Below are 16,101 nucleotides of genomic sequence, written 5' to 3'. Positions count from 1 at the left end.
TCGCCGTGACGGCCCTCGTACTGGACGGTAAAGCGACTCGCGACGAACTCTTCGAGAGCTACCGGGAGCGGGTGAACGCACTGCGTGCCCGAGGCATCGTGCCCGGCCTGGCGACGGTGCTGGTCGGCGACGACCCCGGCTCGCACTCCTACGTCAAGGGCAAGCACGCGGACTGCGCGAAGGTGGGCCTCGAGTCCATCCGTCGCGACCTGCCCGGCGATGTCAGCACGGCCGAGCTGGAGGCGGTGATCGACGAGCTCAACGCCGATCCGGCGTGCACCGGCTACATCGTGCAGCTGCCGCTGCCCAAGCACATCGACGAGAACGCGATCCTGGAGCGGATCGACCCGTCGAAGGACGCCGACGGCCTGCACCCGACGAACCTGGGCCGGCTGGTGCTCGGCGCCGACGGCCCCCTCCCGTGCACCCCGCACGGCATCCTGCACCTCTTGCGGCGCTTCGGGGTGCAGATCGACGGGGCGCACGTGGTGGTCGTCGGTCGTGGCGTCACGGTGGGGCGGCCGATCGGGCTGCTGCTCACCCGTCGCTCGGAGAACGCCACCGTCACCCTGTGCCACACCGGAACCCGTGACCTGGCGGCGGAGGTGCGGCGTGCCGACATCGTGATCGCCGCGGCCGGTGTGCCCGGCCTGATCACCCCGGACATGGTCAAGCCCGGTGCGGCCGTGCTGGACGTGGGGGTCAGTCGCACCGACGACGGGCTGCGTGGCGATGTCTCCGAGGGGGTCTCCGAGGTGGCCGGGTACCTGTCGCCGAACCCCGGCGGCGTGGGACCGCTGACCCGGGCTTTCTTGTTGGGCAACGTGATCGATGCCGCTGAACGGCTCGCCGGGCAGGCGGACCGGGCGTAGTGACCGAGGCCGCCGTCGAGCAGTTGCGCCGGGCCCGCCTGGTGCGGGCGGTGTTCGCCAACGCCGGCTACGTGGCGGTGGCGGCGCTCCTGGCCGTCGGCATGGTCCTGGTGAGTCTGGAGTACTGGCGGCGCGGCCTGTACGTCTTCGGTGCCGGAACCGCCCTGGCGGCCGTGCTGCGGGCCGTGCTGCCGGAGCACCGCCAGGGACTGTTGCGGGTTCGGGGCCGTTGGTTCGATGTGACGGTGCTCGCAGTCGCGGCCACCGTCCTGCTGGTCGTCGCCTGGGGAATCAGCCCACTCGGTACGAAATGACGCCGGACGTTCCGAGAGCGCGAATCGTGAGTTCAGATCGCTGTATGTAACGTTTCGGATTCGGGTACGATGTGAAGTGATAACGGCACGATGAGTGACCCGATCGGAGGTGCGCATGGCGGTCTCGACTTTCGGTGCCTCCGTGGGCCCCGGCCCGGTGCACTGCGTGGTGCTCGATTTCGAGGACGGTCGCGTCGTCGACCAGCAGGTCCGAACGATCGACCCCGGCCCGTACCGCTTCGGGCGCCGCGGCAACATGCTCTCGTCCGGCTTCGACCTGCTCGCCAGCCATAACGAGCGGCCGGTCGCCGCCTCCGCGGTGGCTGTTCGCTCCCGTCGCGACCTGCTCTCGGTGCGACTGGGGAGCCGGGGCGCGGTGCGCGGTGCGGCCGTGGTGCGTGAGCGCGACGCCATCCTGCGCGCCCTGGAGGAACGCGGCGCCATCGCCCGCTATCCGGTCGCCGATATCGTGGACGTCGGCGCAGGTGGGATGCGTATTCTCACGGTCGCCGACGGTGCCGTCACCGAGGAGCGGACCGACCGTGCCGTCACCGTCGACGGACCCGAGCTGCACCCGGGTACCGCGGCAGCAGTCGCGGACGGTGTGCGCAGTGCCGTTGCGGGCGCCGACCGAGCCCCCGGGGCGATCGTGCTGATCGGTGCCGGCGCGCAGCACGCCGCCGTCCGGGACGCCGTTGCCGACGTCGCCCGCTCCGCGGGCGCCGAGACCGTCGAGCTCGACATGCCCGAGGCGCTCGCCGCGACCGGCGCTGCGCTGCTCGCCGCGGACCGCAAGGCCAGCGGCGCCGCACCTGCATCGCTGGTCAGTAGCGGTATCGGGGCGCTCGGAGCCGGCGGTGCAAGGTTGACCTCCGCGGTCCTGCCGCTGGTGGTGCTCGCCGTGCTCACCACCGCTGTGCTCGCGGCCAGCTACGCCACCGGGATCATCGGCCCCACCGGTGAGAGCACCGAGCAGGTGCCCGCCTCGTCGACCAGCGAACTGGTCGACGAGAACGTCGTGCCCAGCACCTACTCCCGAGTGCTCACCCTGAGCTCCACGCTCGCACCGCCGCGCACCTCCGTCGAGGCGCCGCCCGTGGCTCCGCCGCGCCACGAGGTCACCCCCACCATGACGACCTTCGCCCCGCCGCCTGCGGATCCGACCGCCGTGCGCACCCCGGCGACCACGACGGCTACCACGCCGACCACGACGCCGGCGCCGTCGACACCGACCTCGCAGCCCACCACGAGCGCCCCGTCGGCGTCGTCGACGCCGCCCTCGGGCGGATCGTCGAGCCCGGGCGGTCCCGGTGGATCAACCGGCCCCGCGAGCGGTTCGCAGTCGCCGTCCGGTGCGTCGCCCTCGGGCGGTGGATTGGTGCCGGGCAGTGGCCCGATCGTCCGAGACCAGTTGGCCCCGGGAGAACCGGCCAGGCCGGCGGCCCCGGTCGCGGGCAGTCCCGCCTCCGGCGCCCAGCAGGGCGTTACGCTGGCACCGCCGGTCGATTCGCCGACGGTGACCGCACCGGCGCGGTAAGGCCGATCAGCGGCGCGCGAGCTCCAGCGTCTGCCGGAGGAGGTCCGCCACCGCATCCATCTCGGTGAGGAATCCGTCGTGGCCGTCGCGTGAGTGCACCACCACCAGATCACCGCTGTTGGGCAACAACTGCGCCAGTTCCTGCTGCAGCCGCAGCGGGTACAACCGGTCCGAATCGATCCCGCCGACCACGGTGGGCACCGGGCAGGATCGCAGTGCCGCTTCGACGCCGCCGCGGCCGCGGCCCACATCGTGGTGGTTGAGCACCTCGGTGAGCACCACGTAGCTGCCGGCGTCGAACCGGCCGACCAATTTGTCGGCCTGGTGCTCGAGGTACGAGGTGACCGCGTACCGTCCACCGGCTCGCGGATTCTCCTCGCCCTGAGGGTGATTGGCGAAACGGCTGTCCATCTCGATCTCAGTGCGATAGGTCAGGTGCGCGATCCGCCGCGCCACGCCCAGCCCGGCCTCGGGTACCGCGGAGGACTCGTAGTAGTCACCGCCCCGCCAGTTCGGGTCCGCCGTGATCGCTGCGATCTGAGTGGTCTGGGTACCGATCTGATCGGCGCTCGCACGCGCGCCGACCGCCAGGACCAGAGCGCTGCGCACCATGTCCGGATGACCGATCGCCCACTCCAGTGCGCGCGCACCGCCCATCGAGCCGCCCAACACCGAGGCGAGGACCTCCACCCCCAGGATCCGCAGCAGCGCGACCTCGGCCTCGACCTGATCGCGCACCGTGATCGTGGGGAACCGGGAGCCGTAGGCGCGGCCGTCCGGGGCGATCGACCCCGGCCCGGTCGAACCCGAGCAGCCACCGAGCACGTTCGCCGAGAGGACGCACCACTGGTCGGTGTCGACCACGGCGCCCGGGCCGATCAATCCGTCCCACCAGCCGGCCTGGCCGTGCTCGGCGTCCGCGGGACCGGTGACGTGCGAGTCACCGGTCAGCGCGTGCAGAGTCAACAGGATGTTGTCGGCAGCGGCGTTGGGAGTGCCCCACCGCTGGAAGGCGATCGTCACATCGTCGAGGACGGCGCCGGATTCGAGGGGGAGTGCACCGATCGACACCGCCTGCATCGCACCATCGGGTACTCGGGTCCAATCACCCGAACGGCTGTGAGCGGATCGACCTGTGGTGATGCTGATGGTCACTGAACCTCTCCGTCGCGTTTGCCGCCCGGCGCTCCGCCGGGAAACCCGGTCATCACCCGGGGCACCCCACCGCGGCGGAGGGTTGCCGGTCAGCAAGCCGGGGCTGCGCGCTGACACTCATGACCTGGACGCATCATAACCGAACCGAATCCGGTGAACGAGGTCACAGGTGTTGCGGGAAGTGGGGAAGTCCCGGCGGTGTTGCATGGTCGTGTGGACTCATCTACCCGCACCGCGCTCGCCGTCGGTGCCATGGCCCTCGGTGGCTTCGGCATCGGCACCACCGAATTCGCGGCCATGGGACTGCTCCCCGACATCGCCTCCGATCTGAACGTCAGTGAGCCCTCAGCCGGACATGTGATCTCGGCGTACGCCCTCGGCGTGGTGGTCGGCGCACCGCTGATCGCCGCGGTCTTCGCCCGCGTCCCACGCCGGGTGCTGCTGATCGCATTGATGATCGCGTTCACCGTGGGTAACGCGCTCTCGGTACTGGCCCCGAGCTACGGCACGCTGGTCGGGGCCCGGTTCCTGGCCGGCCTGCCGCACGGCGCCTTCTTCGGTGTCGCCGCGCTGGTGGCAGCCCACCTGGCCGGACCGGCCGGGCGCGGGCGCGCCGTCGGACAGGTCCTGATGGGACTGTCGGTCGCGAACGTGGTCGGGGTTCCGCTGGTCACCTGGCTCGGCGGCTCGCTGGGCTGGCGGTACGGGATGGGCGTGGTGGTGGTGATCGGAGCGCTCACGGTGGCCGCGCTGCTGGTCTTCCTGCCCGCCGTGGACATCCCGGTGACCAACCCGCTCACCGAACTCGGTGCGCTCGCCCGCCCACAGGTGTGGTTCGCGGTGCTGACCGGCGTGATCGGCTTCGGCGGCATGTTCGCGGTGTACACCTACATCTCCACCACCCTCACCTCGGTGACCGGCTTGAGTGCCGCCTCGGTGCCGGTGGTGCTCGCCGTGTACGGCGTGGGCATGGTGGTCGGCAACTTCGTCGGAGGGCGTGCCGCCGATCGCTCGGTGGCCCGCTCGATCGCCGGCACGCTGGCGGTCCTGGTGGCGCTGCAGGCCCTGTTCTCGCTGTTCGCGCCGCAGCCGGTCGCCGCGGTGACCCTGTTCTTCCTCATCGGACTCACCGCCTCCGCACTGGTCCCCGCGCTGCAGACCCGGCTGATGGACGTCGCCGGCCAGGCGCAGACCCTGGCCGCAACGCTGAACCACTCGGCGCTCAACATCGCCAATGCGCTCGGCGCCTACCTCGGCGGTGTGGTGATCGCCGCCGGTGCCGGCTACACCGCGCCCGCACTGATGGGCAGCGCGCTCGCCGCAGCCGGCCTGGCGGTATTCCTGTTCGGGATGGCCGCGGCCAAACGCGCCGGAGAACCTGTCGGTGCATCTCGGTAGGGTGCGGGACATGCGAAGGATCCTGGCGCTGTGCGCGATCGCGCTGATCACCGTTCTCGGCCTGGTGGCGTGCGGGAAGTCCGAGACCCCGGCGAACCCGGCCGAGAACGCGGCGAAGAACACTGCCACCTCGGCGGGGGCGAAGCCCTCACCCCGCGGCGGCCCGTCCGCGGCGCCGCCGTCGACCCGGGCGGAGGTACCGCAGCGGGTCGCGGCGACGCTGGCGCGGATCGATGCCGGCACCTGGCCGCCGAAGGACGGATCCGGCACTCAGGGCGGCCGGAACTTCGGCAACTTCGAGGGACGCCTGCCCGAACAGGACTCGAAGGGCAAGCCCGCGAAGTACACCGAGTGGGATGTCAACGTCAAGAAGCCCGGTCGCGGGCGGGACGCCGAACGCATCATCACCGGCGCCGACGGTGGCGCCTGGTTCACCCTCGACCACTACGAGACCTTCACGAGGATCCGATGACAGCACTGAAGCAGTTCCTCTCCGGTGGCGCCGGCGCCGCGCTGACCGGCGCCGATCTCGACGCCCTCAAGACCGGCTCAGCACCCCGGGTGTTCGTGGTCCGGGGCAGTCGCATGCGCAGCAAAGCCGCGCTGCTCGACGAGATCTCCGCCGCGTTGCAGTTCCCCCTGGACTTCGGTGACAACTGGGACGCCCTCGCGGACAGTCTCGGTGACCTCCAGTGGCTCGGCGGTCCCGCACACGTGGTGCTCGCGGTCGCCCAGGCCGAACAGGTGCTCACCGACGAACCGGCCGCTCTGGCGACCTTCGCCGCGGTCCTCGCCGATCGGCAGGTGCACCTGCTGCTCGGCGCCGGCGCCGCAGACGCCGCGGTGGTGCGTGAGCGCTGGTCGAAGGCCGGGCTGACGGTGACGGTGCTCGCGTGATCGTCACCTCGATCAACGTCAACGGCGTCCGCGCCGCGGTCAAGCAGCGCTCGGAGGAGAATCTCGGGATGCTGCCCTGGCTCGAGCGCACCGATGCCGATGTGGTGGCACTGCAGGAGGTGCGCGCCACTCACGCGCAGACCCTCAAAGCGCTGGCCCCGGCGCTGGAACAGGGCTGGCACCTGGCCGCCGCGGAGTCCGCGACCGCCGGGCGCAACGGTGTCGCCGTGCTCTCACGCGTCGAGCCCGATGCAGTGCGGATCGGTTTCGGCAGCGACGAATTCGACGCCTCCGGCCGGTACCTCGAAGCCGATTTCGGCACCCTCACCGTGGCCTCGCTGTACCTGCCCTCGGGAGACGTGGGCACCGAGCGGCAGGACGAGAAGGACCGATTCCGCGCGCAGTTCGGTGAGTACCTCACCGCGCTCGGGCGGCGTCGCCGCGAGGTCGTGGTGTGCGGCGACTGGAACATAGGGCACACCGAACTGGACATAAAGAACTGGAAGGGCAACGTCAAGAACTCGGGGTTCCTGCCCGAGGAACGCGCGTGGATGAGCAGCCTGATCGGCGACGGACGTGCGTTCAAGGACGTCGTCCGGGAACTGCATCCGGGCGTGCCCGGTCCGTACGCCTGGTGGTCCTGGCGGGGTAAGGCGTTCGATAACGACGCCGGCTGGCGCATCGACCTGCAGATCGCCAACAACGCGCTGGCCCGGCGTGCGGTTCGCGCCCACGTCGAGCGGGCGCAGGCCTACAACCTCCGCTGGTCCGATCACGCGCCGGTCACCGTCGAGTACTCCTGACCGCACGCCCGAACGGACTCCGGGGGAGAACCGGTTGCGAGGGTCGATAAACTCGTCAGCCGTGACCGGAACCGCGAGTACCCCCGTTCAGCGGCAGCGCGTGCTGTCGGGCATTCAGCCGACGTCGGACTCGTTCCACCTCGGCAACTACCTGGGTGCGGTCCGGCAGTGGGTGGCGTTGCAGGACGAGTTCGACGCCTTCTACTTCATTCCGAACATGCACGGCATCACCACCCAGCACGACCCGAAGGCTCTGCGTGAGCGCACCGTCTTCGCGGTCGCGCAGTTGCTGGCCCTCGGGGTGGACCCGCAGCGGTCGACCATCTTCGTGCAGTCTCAGGTGCCCGAGCACGCCGAGTTGACCTGGGTGCTCAGCTGCCTCACCGGATTCGGTGAGGCGAGCCGGATGACCCAGTTCAAGGACAAGTCCGCCAAGAACGGCACCGACAGCTCCTCGGTGGGCCTGTTCACCTACCCCATCCTGATGGCCGCCGACATCCTGCTCTACCGCCCGCAACTGGTGCCGGTCGGTGAGGACCAGCGTCAGCACCTGGAACTCACCCGGACCCTCGCGCAGCGGTTCAACACCCGCTTCAAGAAGACCTTCGTGGTCCCCGAGGCGCACATCGTCTCCGACACCGCGAAGATCTACGACCTGCAGAATCCGACCGCGAAGATGAGCAAGTCGGCCGAGTCGGAAGCCGGGTTGATCAGCATCCTCGACGATCCCAAGGTGATCGCCAAGCGGGTGCGCTCGGCCGTCACCGACACCGAACGCGAGATCCGCTTCGATCGCGCCGCCAAGCCGGGGGTCTCGAACCTGCTCACCATCGAATCCGCGCTCACCGGCACTGCGATCGCCGACCTCGAGACCAAGTACCAGGGCAAGGGGTACGGAGACCTCAAGGGTGAGGTCGCCGACGTACTCGTGGAGTTCGCGACGCCGCTGCGGGAGAAGGTCAACGGCTACCTCGACGACCGGGCTGAACTGGACAGGATCCTCGCCGCCGGCCGCGACCGCGCCCGCGAGATCGCCTCTCGGACGCTCGCCGACGTCTATGACAGGGTAGGGTTCCTGGCGCCCTAGCGCACCGCTCAGCAGGAGGACGATCCCCAGTGCTCGACAAGTACCGCGAGAAGTGGCCCTGGTTCGACCACGTGATGGAAGCGGCCGACCGCTACCAGAGCAAGAAGGGCGACTACTACGGCGCCGGGATCACCTACTTCAGTGTGTTCGCACTGTTCCCACTGGCCATGCTGGCCTTCTCCATCGGCGGCTACATCCTGGTCAACAACCAGGACCTGCTGGACAAGGTCAAGCAGCAGATCGCCGATGCGATGTCGAACCCGGAGATGGCCACCACGATCAACCAGCTGCTCGACCAGGCGATCGCGTCCCGCGGCACCGTCGGCCTGATCGGCCTGCTCGGCGGCCTGTGGGCCGGCCTCGGCTGGATCGGCAACGTGCGGGTGGCGCTGACCGAGATGTGGGACAGCGAGCCGCCCGAGCAGAACTTCGTCAAGACCAAGCTCGGTGACCTCGCCGCCCTGATCGGCCTGTTCGCGGCGATCGTGGTGTGCTCGGTGCTGCTCGCCGTCGGGAGCAGTCCGCTGACCAAGACCCTGCTCGAGAAGGTGGGGCTCGAGCACGTTCCCGGGCTGCACCTGCTGATCGCCGCCGTGACGATGCTGGTCACCGTGTTCGCCACTTGGGTGCTGTGGACCTTCGTGATCGCCCGGCTGCCCCGAGTGAGCTTCCCCTGGCGGAACGCCCTGCGCGCCGGCCTGCTGATGGCCGTGGTGTTCACCGCGTTCACACAGGTCGCCACCCTCGTGATCGGCGCGACGCTGCGCAGCCCCGCCGGTGCCACGTTCGGTCCGGTCCTGGGCATCATGCTGTTCATCTTCTTCACCGCCCGGATGCTGCTGTTCGCCACGGCCTGGGCGGCGACGGACCCGCGCAACCAGCGCTACGTGGTTCCGGCGGCACCGGACCCGGTGGTCATCTCCCCGGTGATCCGGCCCGAAGCCGATCCGGGTCGCGCCGCCGTCGCCGGTGCAGCCGGCCTGGTCGCCGGTATCGGCCTGGGCGCGCTCATCCGCCGTCGCCGCTGATCGCTCAGGCGTCCTCGCCGGCAACGCTGCGCGGTAGCGACTCACCGCGGAAGAACGCCGGCCGGGTCGCCGCGCAGGCGATCATCAGTGGAACACCGAGCAGCAGCATCCCCACGCCGATCACGAAGACGCCCCCGATGCCGCCGATCACCGTCTCGCCGTAGTCCGGTGAGACCATGTCGACCGCGCTCTGCCCCAGCGCCCACAGCATCGAGACCCCGCCGAGCACCGGGAAGATCAGGCGCAGGAACAGATTGCGCAGCGACGCTGTCACGGTGCGCCGGAAGTACCATGCGCACGCGAACGCGGTGATCGCGTAGTAGAAGGCCACCGCCAGCCCCAGTGAACTGATCGAATCGGCCAGCGTGTTCCGGCTCAGCAGGGCCAGCGTCAGGTAGAACACCAACGCCGAGACCCCCATCATCACCGTGCCGAAAGACGGTGTCAGATACCGCGGCTGCACCCGCGCGAAGCGCTCCGGCACTGCCCGGTACACCGCCATCGCGAGTGTCCCCCGGGCCGTCGGAAGCACCGTCGACTGGGTGGACGACAGCGCGGACAGCGCCACCGTCAGCACCAGTAGGCCGGACAGCACCGCGCCGCCGACCGGCTCGCCGAGCACCGTCAGCACGTCGTCGTGGTTGGCCGTGTTCCCCAGACCCAGGCCGGTCTCCCCGAAACCGGAGTACGCCTGCACCGCGATCGCCACCAGCACGTAGGTGCTCATCAACACCACGGTGGCCAGTACCGCCGCCCGGCCCGGAGTGCTCGACGAGTCCCGGGTCTCCTCGCCGACGGCCAGGCAGGCGTCCCAGCCCCAGTACAGGAAGATGCACAGGATCACCGCCCCGGCCAATTGCGAGGCGGTGAGTCCGGTGGGGTCGAGCCAGTCCCAGCTCGGCCGGATGGCCTGCGGCCCAGCCGCTCCGGTGTACACCGCCCACAGCGCTGCGGCAGCAGCGACCGCCAGCACCGTGAACTGCACGCCCATCAGTACCGTCTGCATCCGCTCGGAGACCACGATCCCGCGATAGGAGACCCAGGTCATCGCCACGATCAGCAGGCAGCCGAAACCCACCACCACCGCCCGGTCGTCGGCGAGGTCGTGCAGGCCGGCGAACCGCAACAGGTACGTCGCCGAGATCTCCGCGACGTTGGCCAGGCAGATGATCGCCGAGACGGCCAGTCCCCAGCCGCCCATCCACCCGATCCACGGGCCGAAGGCCTTCGCGCCCCAGGTGAACGTGGTCCCGGCGTCGGGGGTATCGGCCGCCAGTTCCCGATAGGCCAAGGCCACCAGCAGCATCGGGACGAAGGCGATCACGAACATCGCCGGTGCCTTGCCCTCCACGTGCCCGACCACGCCGCCGAGGGTGGCGGCGAGACTGTACGCAGGGGCGGTCGACGACAGGCCGATCACCATGTTGCCGGCCAGGCCGAGGCTGCCGCGCCGCAATCCCTTGTCGGGCACCGCCGCGATGGGAGAGGCGACCACGTCAGCGCCCCCGGTTCGCGCGCATCGCCGCGCCCACCAGGGTGGCGATCAGGCCCAGGCCACCGAGGCCGATCAGCAGCCGGGTGCCGTCGCCCAGGGACGACGATTCGCCGCTGCTCGCCGCCGACTGTTCGCCGCCCGACGGTTTTCCGCCCGACTGCGCACCGTCGGGCCGGGGTCCGGCCTCGCCGTCGGCGGCCGCCACACCCGTCCCGTTCGTTCCGTTCGCACCGACCAGGGTGCCGACCGACCTTCCGCGCAGGGCGATGCCGTAGTCGAGCAGCCGGCGGTACTGGTCCCAGTAGGTGTTCCCGGTGTGTGAGAGCCCGAACATCTGCACGATCAGGTAGCGGTGGCCGTCGCGGTCCACGGCGCCGGCGAAGGTCTTCTTCGCGTCGTCTGTGTAACCGTTCTTGCCCGCCACGGCACCGGGGAACTCGGTCATCAGGCGGTTCTCGTTGTGAATCGGGTAGGGCGCCACCGAGGTCGGTGCGGGCGGGGGGCTCTGACCCAGGGGCAGGGGACCGGCAGGCGGTATCGAAGGCGGTGTGGTCGGAACCGGTGGGTGGCCGGGGAAGATGATCTGCTTCTTCGCGGCGATGTCGACGAAACGCTTGTCCTGCAGGGCCGCCCGTAGGATCAATGCCAGATCGTAAGGGCTGGAGCTCATCCCGGGGCCGTCCAGGCCGGACGGCGTCACTGCTCGAGTGTCGCGGGCGCCGAGGGAGACCGCCAACCGGTTCATCTTCTTCAACGTGCTCTCGGTGCCGCCGAGTTGCCGGGACAGGGCATGGGCGGCGTCGTTGCCCGAGATCAGCAGGAGACCTTCGAGCAATTGCTCGACGGTGTACCGGCCGCCCGGAGCGACTCCCGCCGCGTCACCCTCCTGGGCGGCGTCCTCCGCTGTGCCCTCGACCACCGTGTCCAGCTTCAATTCCCGCAGCGCCACCTGCGCCAGGAGCATTTTGATGGTGCTCGCCGGACGGTACCGGCCGTGCGGGTCCTTGGCGGCGATCACCACGCCGTCGGTGATGTCTGCGATCAGCCACCCGGAGGAGTCGATGCCGGGCGGGGCCGGAGGGGCACCGTCGGGAAGAACCAGGCCGCAGCCGCCGAGCCTCTCGCCACCGATCGGCGGGCTCGGCACCGGCAGCGGGGCCGGTGCGCTCTGCCCCGGACGTGGCACCTCGGACTCGTCCACCGGCGGCGGGGTGTTCCGCTTGTGCGGACAGGCATCGGTCACCAGGGTCTGCACGGCCGGGATCGGACCGGGCGAAGGCGACGGTGGCGGCGGGGTCGCTGCGGCAGGTGCGGCGAGCATGCCGAGGAGGCCCGCGGCCATGGCCGTCCGGGCTGCAGTGACGAGGGTGCGCGCGATCATCGCGGCTCATGCTAGTCGGATACGGTGGGACGATGACGGAGCGCTGTTCGAGTTTCCTGGACGAGCCGCTCCCGGGAACCGCGACCACCGAGAACCGGTGGCTGTGCATCGAGCACGACGGCGGATGGGGTCGTGATCCGTTCAGCGGTGAGGCCTTCTCCGCACAGGTCGGCGCGGCCATCGAGCGGTTCGCCGCGCAGCGTGCGATGCGGGTGCTGTTGATCCGACGTCCCGGCCGGGCGGGCGGCTTCCGGGGGCGGATGCGGGTCTTCGTGGCCGATTCGGTGCCCGGGCGCACCGGGCTGCGGATGTTCACCGTGGACGACTACGCGCAGGTCCCGGACCTCCCGATCGACGATCCTGCGGCGGGCGATCCGGTCGCCCCGATCGCGCTGGTGTGCACCAACGGTAAGCGTGACGTGTGCTGCGCGGTGCTGGGCCGGCCGATCGCCGCGTCGCTGGCCGGGTGCTACGCCGACCCGGTGGTGTGGGAGTGCTCGCACACCGGCGGGCACCGGTTCGCGCCCGTCCTGATCGTGCTGCCCGCCGGGTACACCTACGGCCGGGTCACCGGGGAACAGGCGAAAGCGGCACTGGATGCCGCCCGGGACGGACTGGTCTCCACCGCCGGTCTGCGCGGCAGGTCCTCGATCCCGCCCGCTGAGCAGGCCGCCGAGGTCGCGGTCCGGGAGCAGATCCCGCCCGCGGCGCCGGACGCCCTGAGCACCCGTTCCGACGGTGCCGCGGTGACCGTCACGCATCGGGACGGGCGATCGTGGTCGATGACGGTGACCGCCGAGGAACTGCCGGCACGGATCATGTCGTGTGGGAAGAAGCCGTCACCCGGTCAGGCGTGGCGGGTGCACCTGCGCCGACCGCACCCGGATCGTCAGTCGTCGGTGCCAGACTGAGCGCATGGCCCAGAACACCCCGCAGCGGCGGCCCGTCGTAGCAGGCGAGTCCGCCACCACTGACTCCTCGAGCACGGCCCGTTTCGATCCGGGCACGCTGCCGGGGTTGCCGTCCGGCTACCGCCCGTGGCCTGCGCTGTGGGCACTGGTCGTGGGCTTCTTCATGATCCTGGTCGATTCGACGATCGTCTCGGTCGCCACCGATGCGATCTGGATCGAGCTCACCCAGGGGCAGGATCTCGGCGGCGTCATCTGGGTCACCAGCGCCTACTTGCTGGCCTACGTGGTGCCACTGCTGCTCGCCGGGCGGCTGGGCGACATGTTCGGCCCGAAGCGCCTGTACCTGGTGGGCCTGACGATCTTCACCGTGTCGTCGGCCTGGTGCGGGTTGTCCGGGTCGATCGGCATGCTGATCGCCGCACGGGTGGTGCAAGGGCTGGGTGCGGCGCTGATGACACCGCAGACGATGGCCGTGATCACGCGCACCTTCCCGCAGAACAAGCGGGGAACCGCGATGGCGCTGTGGGGTTCGGTGGCAGGTGTGGCGATCCTGGTCGGACCGCTGGCCGGCGGAGTGCTCGTGGACCGGCTCGGCTGGGAATGGGTGTTCTTCGTCAACGTGCCGGTGGGGATCGTGGCGTTCATCGCAGCGGTGATCCTGGTGCCGAACCTGCCCACCCACAAGCACAAGCTGGACCTGCCCGGTATCGCGTTCAGTGCGGTGGGCCTGTTCCTGATCACCTTCGGGCTGCAGGAGGGGCAGCAGCAGGACTGGTCCGGTGAGATCTGGGCGATGATCGGCGGCGGGCTGGTGCTGCTGGCGATCTTCGTGTGGTGGCAGTCGAAGGCCGCTGAACCGCTGATGTCGTTGACACTGTTCCGGGATCGCAATTTCTCCATCGCGAACGCGGCGATCGCCTGCATGGGATTCTCGGTGACCGGAATGTCGATCCCGCTGATGCTGTTCGCACAGAAGTCGATGGGCCTGACGCCCACCAGGTCGGCGCTGCTGTTGATCCCGCTGGCTGTGCTCTCCGGCGCACTCGCCGCACCGGCCGGCAAGCTGGCCGACAGAACGCACCCGCGGTACCTCACCGGATTCGGATTCGCCGCCAATGCGGCGGCTCTGTTCTGGTTGGCCTCGGTCGCGCACAACACCACCCCGGTGATCGGGATCCTCGCCCCGATCGCGTTGATGGGCGTGGCGAACGCGTTCATCTGGGGTCCGCTCGCGGCCTCCGCGAACCGGAACCTGCCGATGCGGCTCGCGGGTGCGGGCTCGGGGGTTTACAACATGACCCGCCAGGTGGGTGCGGTCCTGGGCAGCGCCTCGATCGGTGTCTTCATGCAGCACCAGATCGCGGAGAAGGTGGGTGCAGCGACGGAGCACCAGCAGGGCGGTGGCTCCGCGATGGCCACTGGTGGGCTGCCGGACTTCCTGCGTGGCCCGTTCGCCGATGCCATGGGGACATCGATCCTGCTACCCGCTGCGGCGCTCGTCATCGCCTTCGTGCTGGTGCAGTTCTTCGTGGCGCCCACGCATCAGCGGTAGTCACCGGCGGGGCGCTAGGAGCGCGGCGATGAATGCGATGTGGGACGGCCATTCGCTACGCGAGGGCAGGGTGGCTGGGGCTGCCGCGGAGAGCTGGGCGTAGCCCAGGTACAACGCGACGGCGGCGACGGCGGAGCTCCGGGCCGCAGCGGCGTCCAGGCCGGCGGCGCCGTACAGCCCCGCGACGTGGTCGACCCGGCGCTCGGTGACTCGGGCAACCGCAGCGCCGACGCTCGGATCGTCGACGGCGGCCAGTAGCGCCGACTCCAATGGGTCGCCGACGCTGCTGAAGACCACCTGCAACAGGTCTGCGATCTGTTCGGGCGCGTCGGGTGCGGTGCTGGTGGCCGCGATGACCGCGTCGGTGTGGACAGTCTCCCACGCCTGCATCGTGCGATCCAGCAGGTCCCGGCGGTCGGTGAAGTGCCAGTAGAAGCTGCCCTTGGTCGCGCCGAGTCGCTTCGCGAGCGGTTCTACCGCTGCGGCTGCGAGACCGCCCTCCGCGATCGCAGCGAGAGCGGCGTCGGTCCAATCGTCCGCTGTGAGTCGCCGTCGAGGTCTGGATCCATCCACTTCTGTACGGTACCGTATGGAATACCATACGGTACCGTACGGAGGGTTTCTGGTGATTGTTCGAGTCCACAACATCCACGAGCGGGTGATCGATGCACCTGTGGGAACGGTCGCGCCACTCCTGAGGCGGCTGGGCGGTCCCGATGATCTCCTGTGGCCTTCGCCCTCCTGGGAGCCGATGCTGCTGGACGGTCCCGCTGTCGAGGGAGCTGACGGGGGTCACGGCTCGATCCGGTATCGAGTCGACCGGGCACGACCCGACCGCATCCGCTTCCGGTTCCACTCGATGCCGGGAGTCGACGGTTTCCACGAGATCAGCGTCGTACCGAAGGGCAGTGAGGGGACGCTGATCCGTCACGTGCTCGAGATCCGCGCCTCCAGCTGGATGTGGTTCGTGTGGCGCGTGTACATCGAGCCCTTGCACGACGCGGTGCTCGAAGACCTGCTCGACAACGCTGAACGGGTCGCGACGCGAGTGGTGGCACGCCCGGCGCGCTGGACGCTCCGGGTACGTGTACTCCGCACGGTGGAACGGGTGCGGGTGCGTGCGGTGCCGATCCCGGTCGATGCCGAACTCGCGCACCGCGAGCGTGATGACTGGGCGCGGGTACCGGGGGCGCTGGTGGACGCCTTCCAGGTGCCGCTGTGGCGAGGTCATTCCCGCGATCCGCAGCACTGGGCGGACTCCGTCTTCCGTGATCCGCCTGCATGGGTTCGGGTCGCGTTATCGGTGCGGCAGGCGGTGGCTGAAATGCTCGGGATCGACAAGGGCACTGCGGAATCGTTCGCGACCCTCGACCGCACGGAGTCCGAGGTGCTACTCGGAGAGGACGCGGCGCATCTGCGCTTTCGTGCCTCCGTCCTGGTGTCCGGCGGCTCCGTGACCGTCTCGACGGTCGCGGCGCCTTCGAACGCCAAGGGCAGCGCCTATCTGGCGGTGGTTCGGAGGGTGCATCCGTCGGTGATCCGGGCGATGCTGCGCCGCGCGCACAGCAGTCATCGCCGAAGTGCGGTCATCGGTACCAACGATCGTCGGGACCGATGACCGCACTTGTCGAGGAAGTCCCCGAACGAGTCGAACGCCCCGGACCTCGAGTG

The 16,101-nt window shown here is 69.8% G+C and carries 16 protein-coding genes and 1 riboswitch; of the genes, 12 read left to right on the top strand and 4 right to left on the bottom strand.

Going from position 1 to position 16,101, the window contains the following annotated elements; genetic code table 11:
* Positions 1 to 5 precede the first annotated feature (5 nt).
* From ACYVHG_RS05295 to ACYVHG_RS05285, 3 genes are all read left to right on the top strand, one after another.
* A complete protein-coding gene (locus ACYVHG_RS05295) occupies positions 6 to 872 on the top strand; it encodes a bifunctional methylenetetrahydrofolate dehydrogenase/methenyltetrahydrofolate cyclohydrolase (protein WP_461166372.1) in 867 nt (288 codons plus the stop codon).
* Positions 872 to 1,186, top strand: coding sequence for a DUF3017 domain-containing protein (locus tag ACYVHG_RS05290; protein ID WP_461166371.1), 315 nt, complete (start codon positions 872 to 874; stop codon positions 1,184 to 1,186). The genes ACYVHG_RS05295 and ACYVHG_RS05290 overlap by 1 nt, the downstream gene beginning before the upstream one ends.
* A 115-nt stretch (positions 1,187 to 1,301) precedes the next feature.
* Positions 1,302 to 2,723, top strand: a complete 1,422-nt coding sequence (locus ACYVHG_RS05285) for a hypothetical protein (protein WP_461166370.1) — start codon at positions 1,302 to 1,304, stop codon at positions 2,721 to 2,723.
* Positions 2,724 to 2,729: 6 nt separating this feature from the next.
* On the opposite strand, the gene metX is transcribed toward ACYVHG_RS05285, so the two are convergent.
* Positions 2,730 to 3,878: a homoserine O-acetyltransferase MetX gene (metX, locus tag ACYVHG_RS05280; RefSeq protein ID WP_461166369.1), complete on the bottom strand. Its 1,149-nt coding sequence runs from the start codon at positions 3,876 to 3,878 to the stop codon at positions 2,730 to 2,732.
* 9 nt (positions 3,879 to 3,887) lie between these two features.
* Positions 3,888 to 4,003, bottom strand: a riboswitch (SAM riboswitch).
* 127 nt (positions 4,004 to 4,130) lie between these two features.
* Here metX and ACYVHG_RS05275 point away from each other — a divergent pair.
* The 6 genes from ACYVHG_RS05275 to ACYVHG_RS05250 all read left to right on the top strand — a co-directional run bounded on the left by ACYVHG_RS05275 (position 4,131) and on the right by ACYVHG_RS05250 (position 9,091).
* On the top strand, positions 4,131 to 5,276 hold the full coding sequence (locus ACYVHG_RS05275) for an MFS transporter (protein ID WP_461166927.1): 1,146 nt from the start codon (positions 4,131 to 4,133) through the stop codon (positions 5,274 to 5,276).
* A 10-nt stretch (positions 5,277 to 5,286) separates the two neighbouring features.
* The gene (locus ACYVHG_RS05270) at positions 5,287 to 5,748 is read left to right on the top strand and encodes a guanyl-specific ribonuclease (protein ID WP_461166368.1); all 462 of its coding nucleotides are present in this window, start codon (positions 5,287 to 5,289) and stop codon (positions 5,746 to 5,748) included.
* Positions 5,745 to 6,173 (top strand): barstar family protein, encoded by a 429-nt coding sequence (locus tag ACYVHG_RS05265; protein WP_461166367.1) that lies wholly within the window; start codon positions 5,745 to 5,747, stop codon positions 6,171 to 6,173. Before ACYVHG_RS05270 ends, ACYVHG_RS05265 begins: the two co-directional genes overlap by 4 nt.
* A complete protein-coding gene (locus ACYVHG_RS05260) occupies positions 6,170 to 6,976 on the top strand; it encodes an exodeoxyribonuclease III (RefSeq protein WP_461166366.1) in 807 nt (268 codons plus the stop codon). The genes ACYVHG_RS05265 and ACYVHG_RS05260 overlap by 4 nt, the downstream gene beginning before the upstream one ends.
* Before the next feature lie 61 nt (positions 6,977 to 7,037).
* Complete coding sequence (trpS, locus tag ACYVHG_RS05255; RefSeq protein ID WP_461166365.1) at positions 7,038 to 8,063, top strand: tryptophan--tRNA ligase; 1,026 nt, start codon at positions 7,038 to 7,040, stop codon at positions 8,061 to 8,063.
* A gap of 29 nt (positions 8,064 to 8,092) precedes the next feature.
* Positions 8,093 to 9,091: a YhjD/YihY/BrkB family envelope integrity protein gene (locus ACYVHG_RS05250; protein WP_461166364.1), complete on the top strand. Its 999-nt coding sequence runs from the start codon at positions 8,093 to 8,095 to the stop codon at positions 9,089 to 9,091.
* 4 nt (positions 9,092 to 9,095) lie between these two features.
* On the opposite strand, the gene ACYVHG_RS05245 is transcribed toward ACYVHG_RS05250, so the two are convergent.
* The gene (locus ACYVHG_RS05245; RefSeq protein WP_461166363.1) at positions 9,096 to 10,586 is read right to left on the bottom strand and encodes an APC family permease; all 1,491 of its coding nucleotides are present in this window, start codon (positions 10,584 to 10,586) and stop codon (positions 9,096 to 9,098) included.
* Between the two features lies 1 nt (position 10,587).
* On the bottom strand, positions 10,588 to 11,967 hold the full coding sequence (locus ACYVHG_RS05240; RefSeq protein WP_461166362.1) for a D-alanyl-D-alanine carboxypeptidase family protein: 1,380 nt from the start codon (positions 11,965 to 11,967) through the stop codon (positions 10,588 to 10,590).
* A 32-nt stretch (positions 11,968 to 11,999) separates the two neighbouring features.
* On the opposite strand from ACYVHG_RS05240, the gene ACYVHG_RS05235 reads away from it, so the two are divergent.
* Positions 12,000 to 12,878, top strand: a complete 879-nt coding sequence (locus tag ACYVHG_RS05235; RefSeq protein ID WP_461166361.1) for a sucrase ferredoxin — start codon at positions 12,000 to 12,002, stop codon at positions 12,876 to 12,878.
* A gap of 4 nt (positions 12,879 to 12,882) precedes the next feature.
* Positions 12,883 to 14,430, top strand: a complete 1,548-nt coding sequence (locus tag ACYVHG_RS05230; RefSeq protein ID WP_461166360.1) for a DHA2 family efflux MFS transporter permease subunit — start codon at positions 12,883 to 12,885, stop codon at positions 14,428 to 14,430.
* Here the strand turns inward: ACYVHG_RS05230 and ACYVHG_RS05225 are convergent, their stop codons facing one another.
* Positions 14,431 to 15,003 carry a TetR/AcrR family transcriptional regulator gene (locus ACYVHG_RS05225; protein ID WP_461166359.1) on the bottom strand — a complete coding sequence of 191 codons (573 nt, stop codon included), beginning with the start codon at positions 15,001 to 15,003 and terminating at the stop codon, positions 14,431 to 14,433.
* Positions 15,004 to 15,055: 52 nt separating this feature from the next.
* Between ACYVHG_RS05225 and ACYVHG_RS05220 the strand changes: the two genes are divergently transcribed.
* Entirely contained in the window at positions 15,056 to 16,048 is a 993-nt protein-coding gene (locus tag ACYVHG_RS05220) for a DUF2867 domain-containing protein (RefSeq protein WP_461166358.1), read from the top strand.
* Positions 16,049 to 16,101 lie beyond the last annotated feature (53 nt).

The organism is Tsukamurella serpentis, assembly GCF_054780975.1.
Note: the sequence above shows the minus strand (reverse complement) of the source record. Positions and strands in the feature narration are given on the sequence as shown.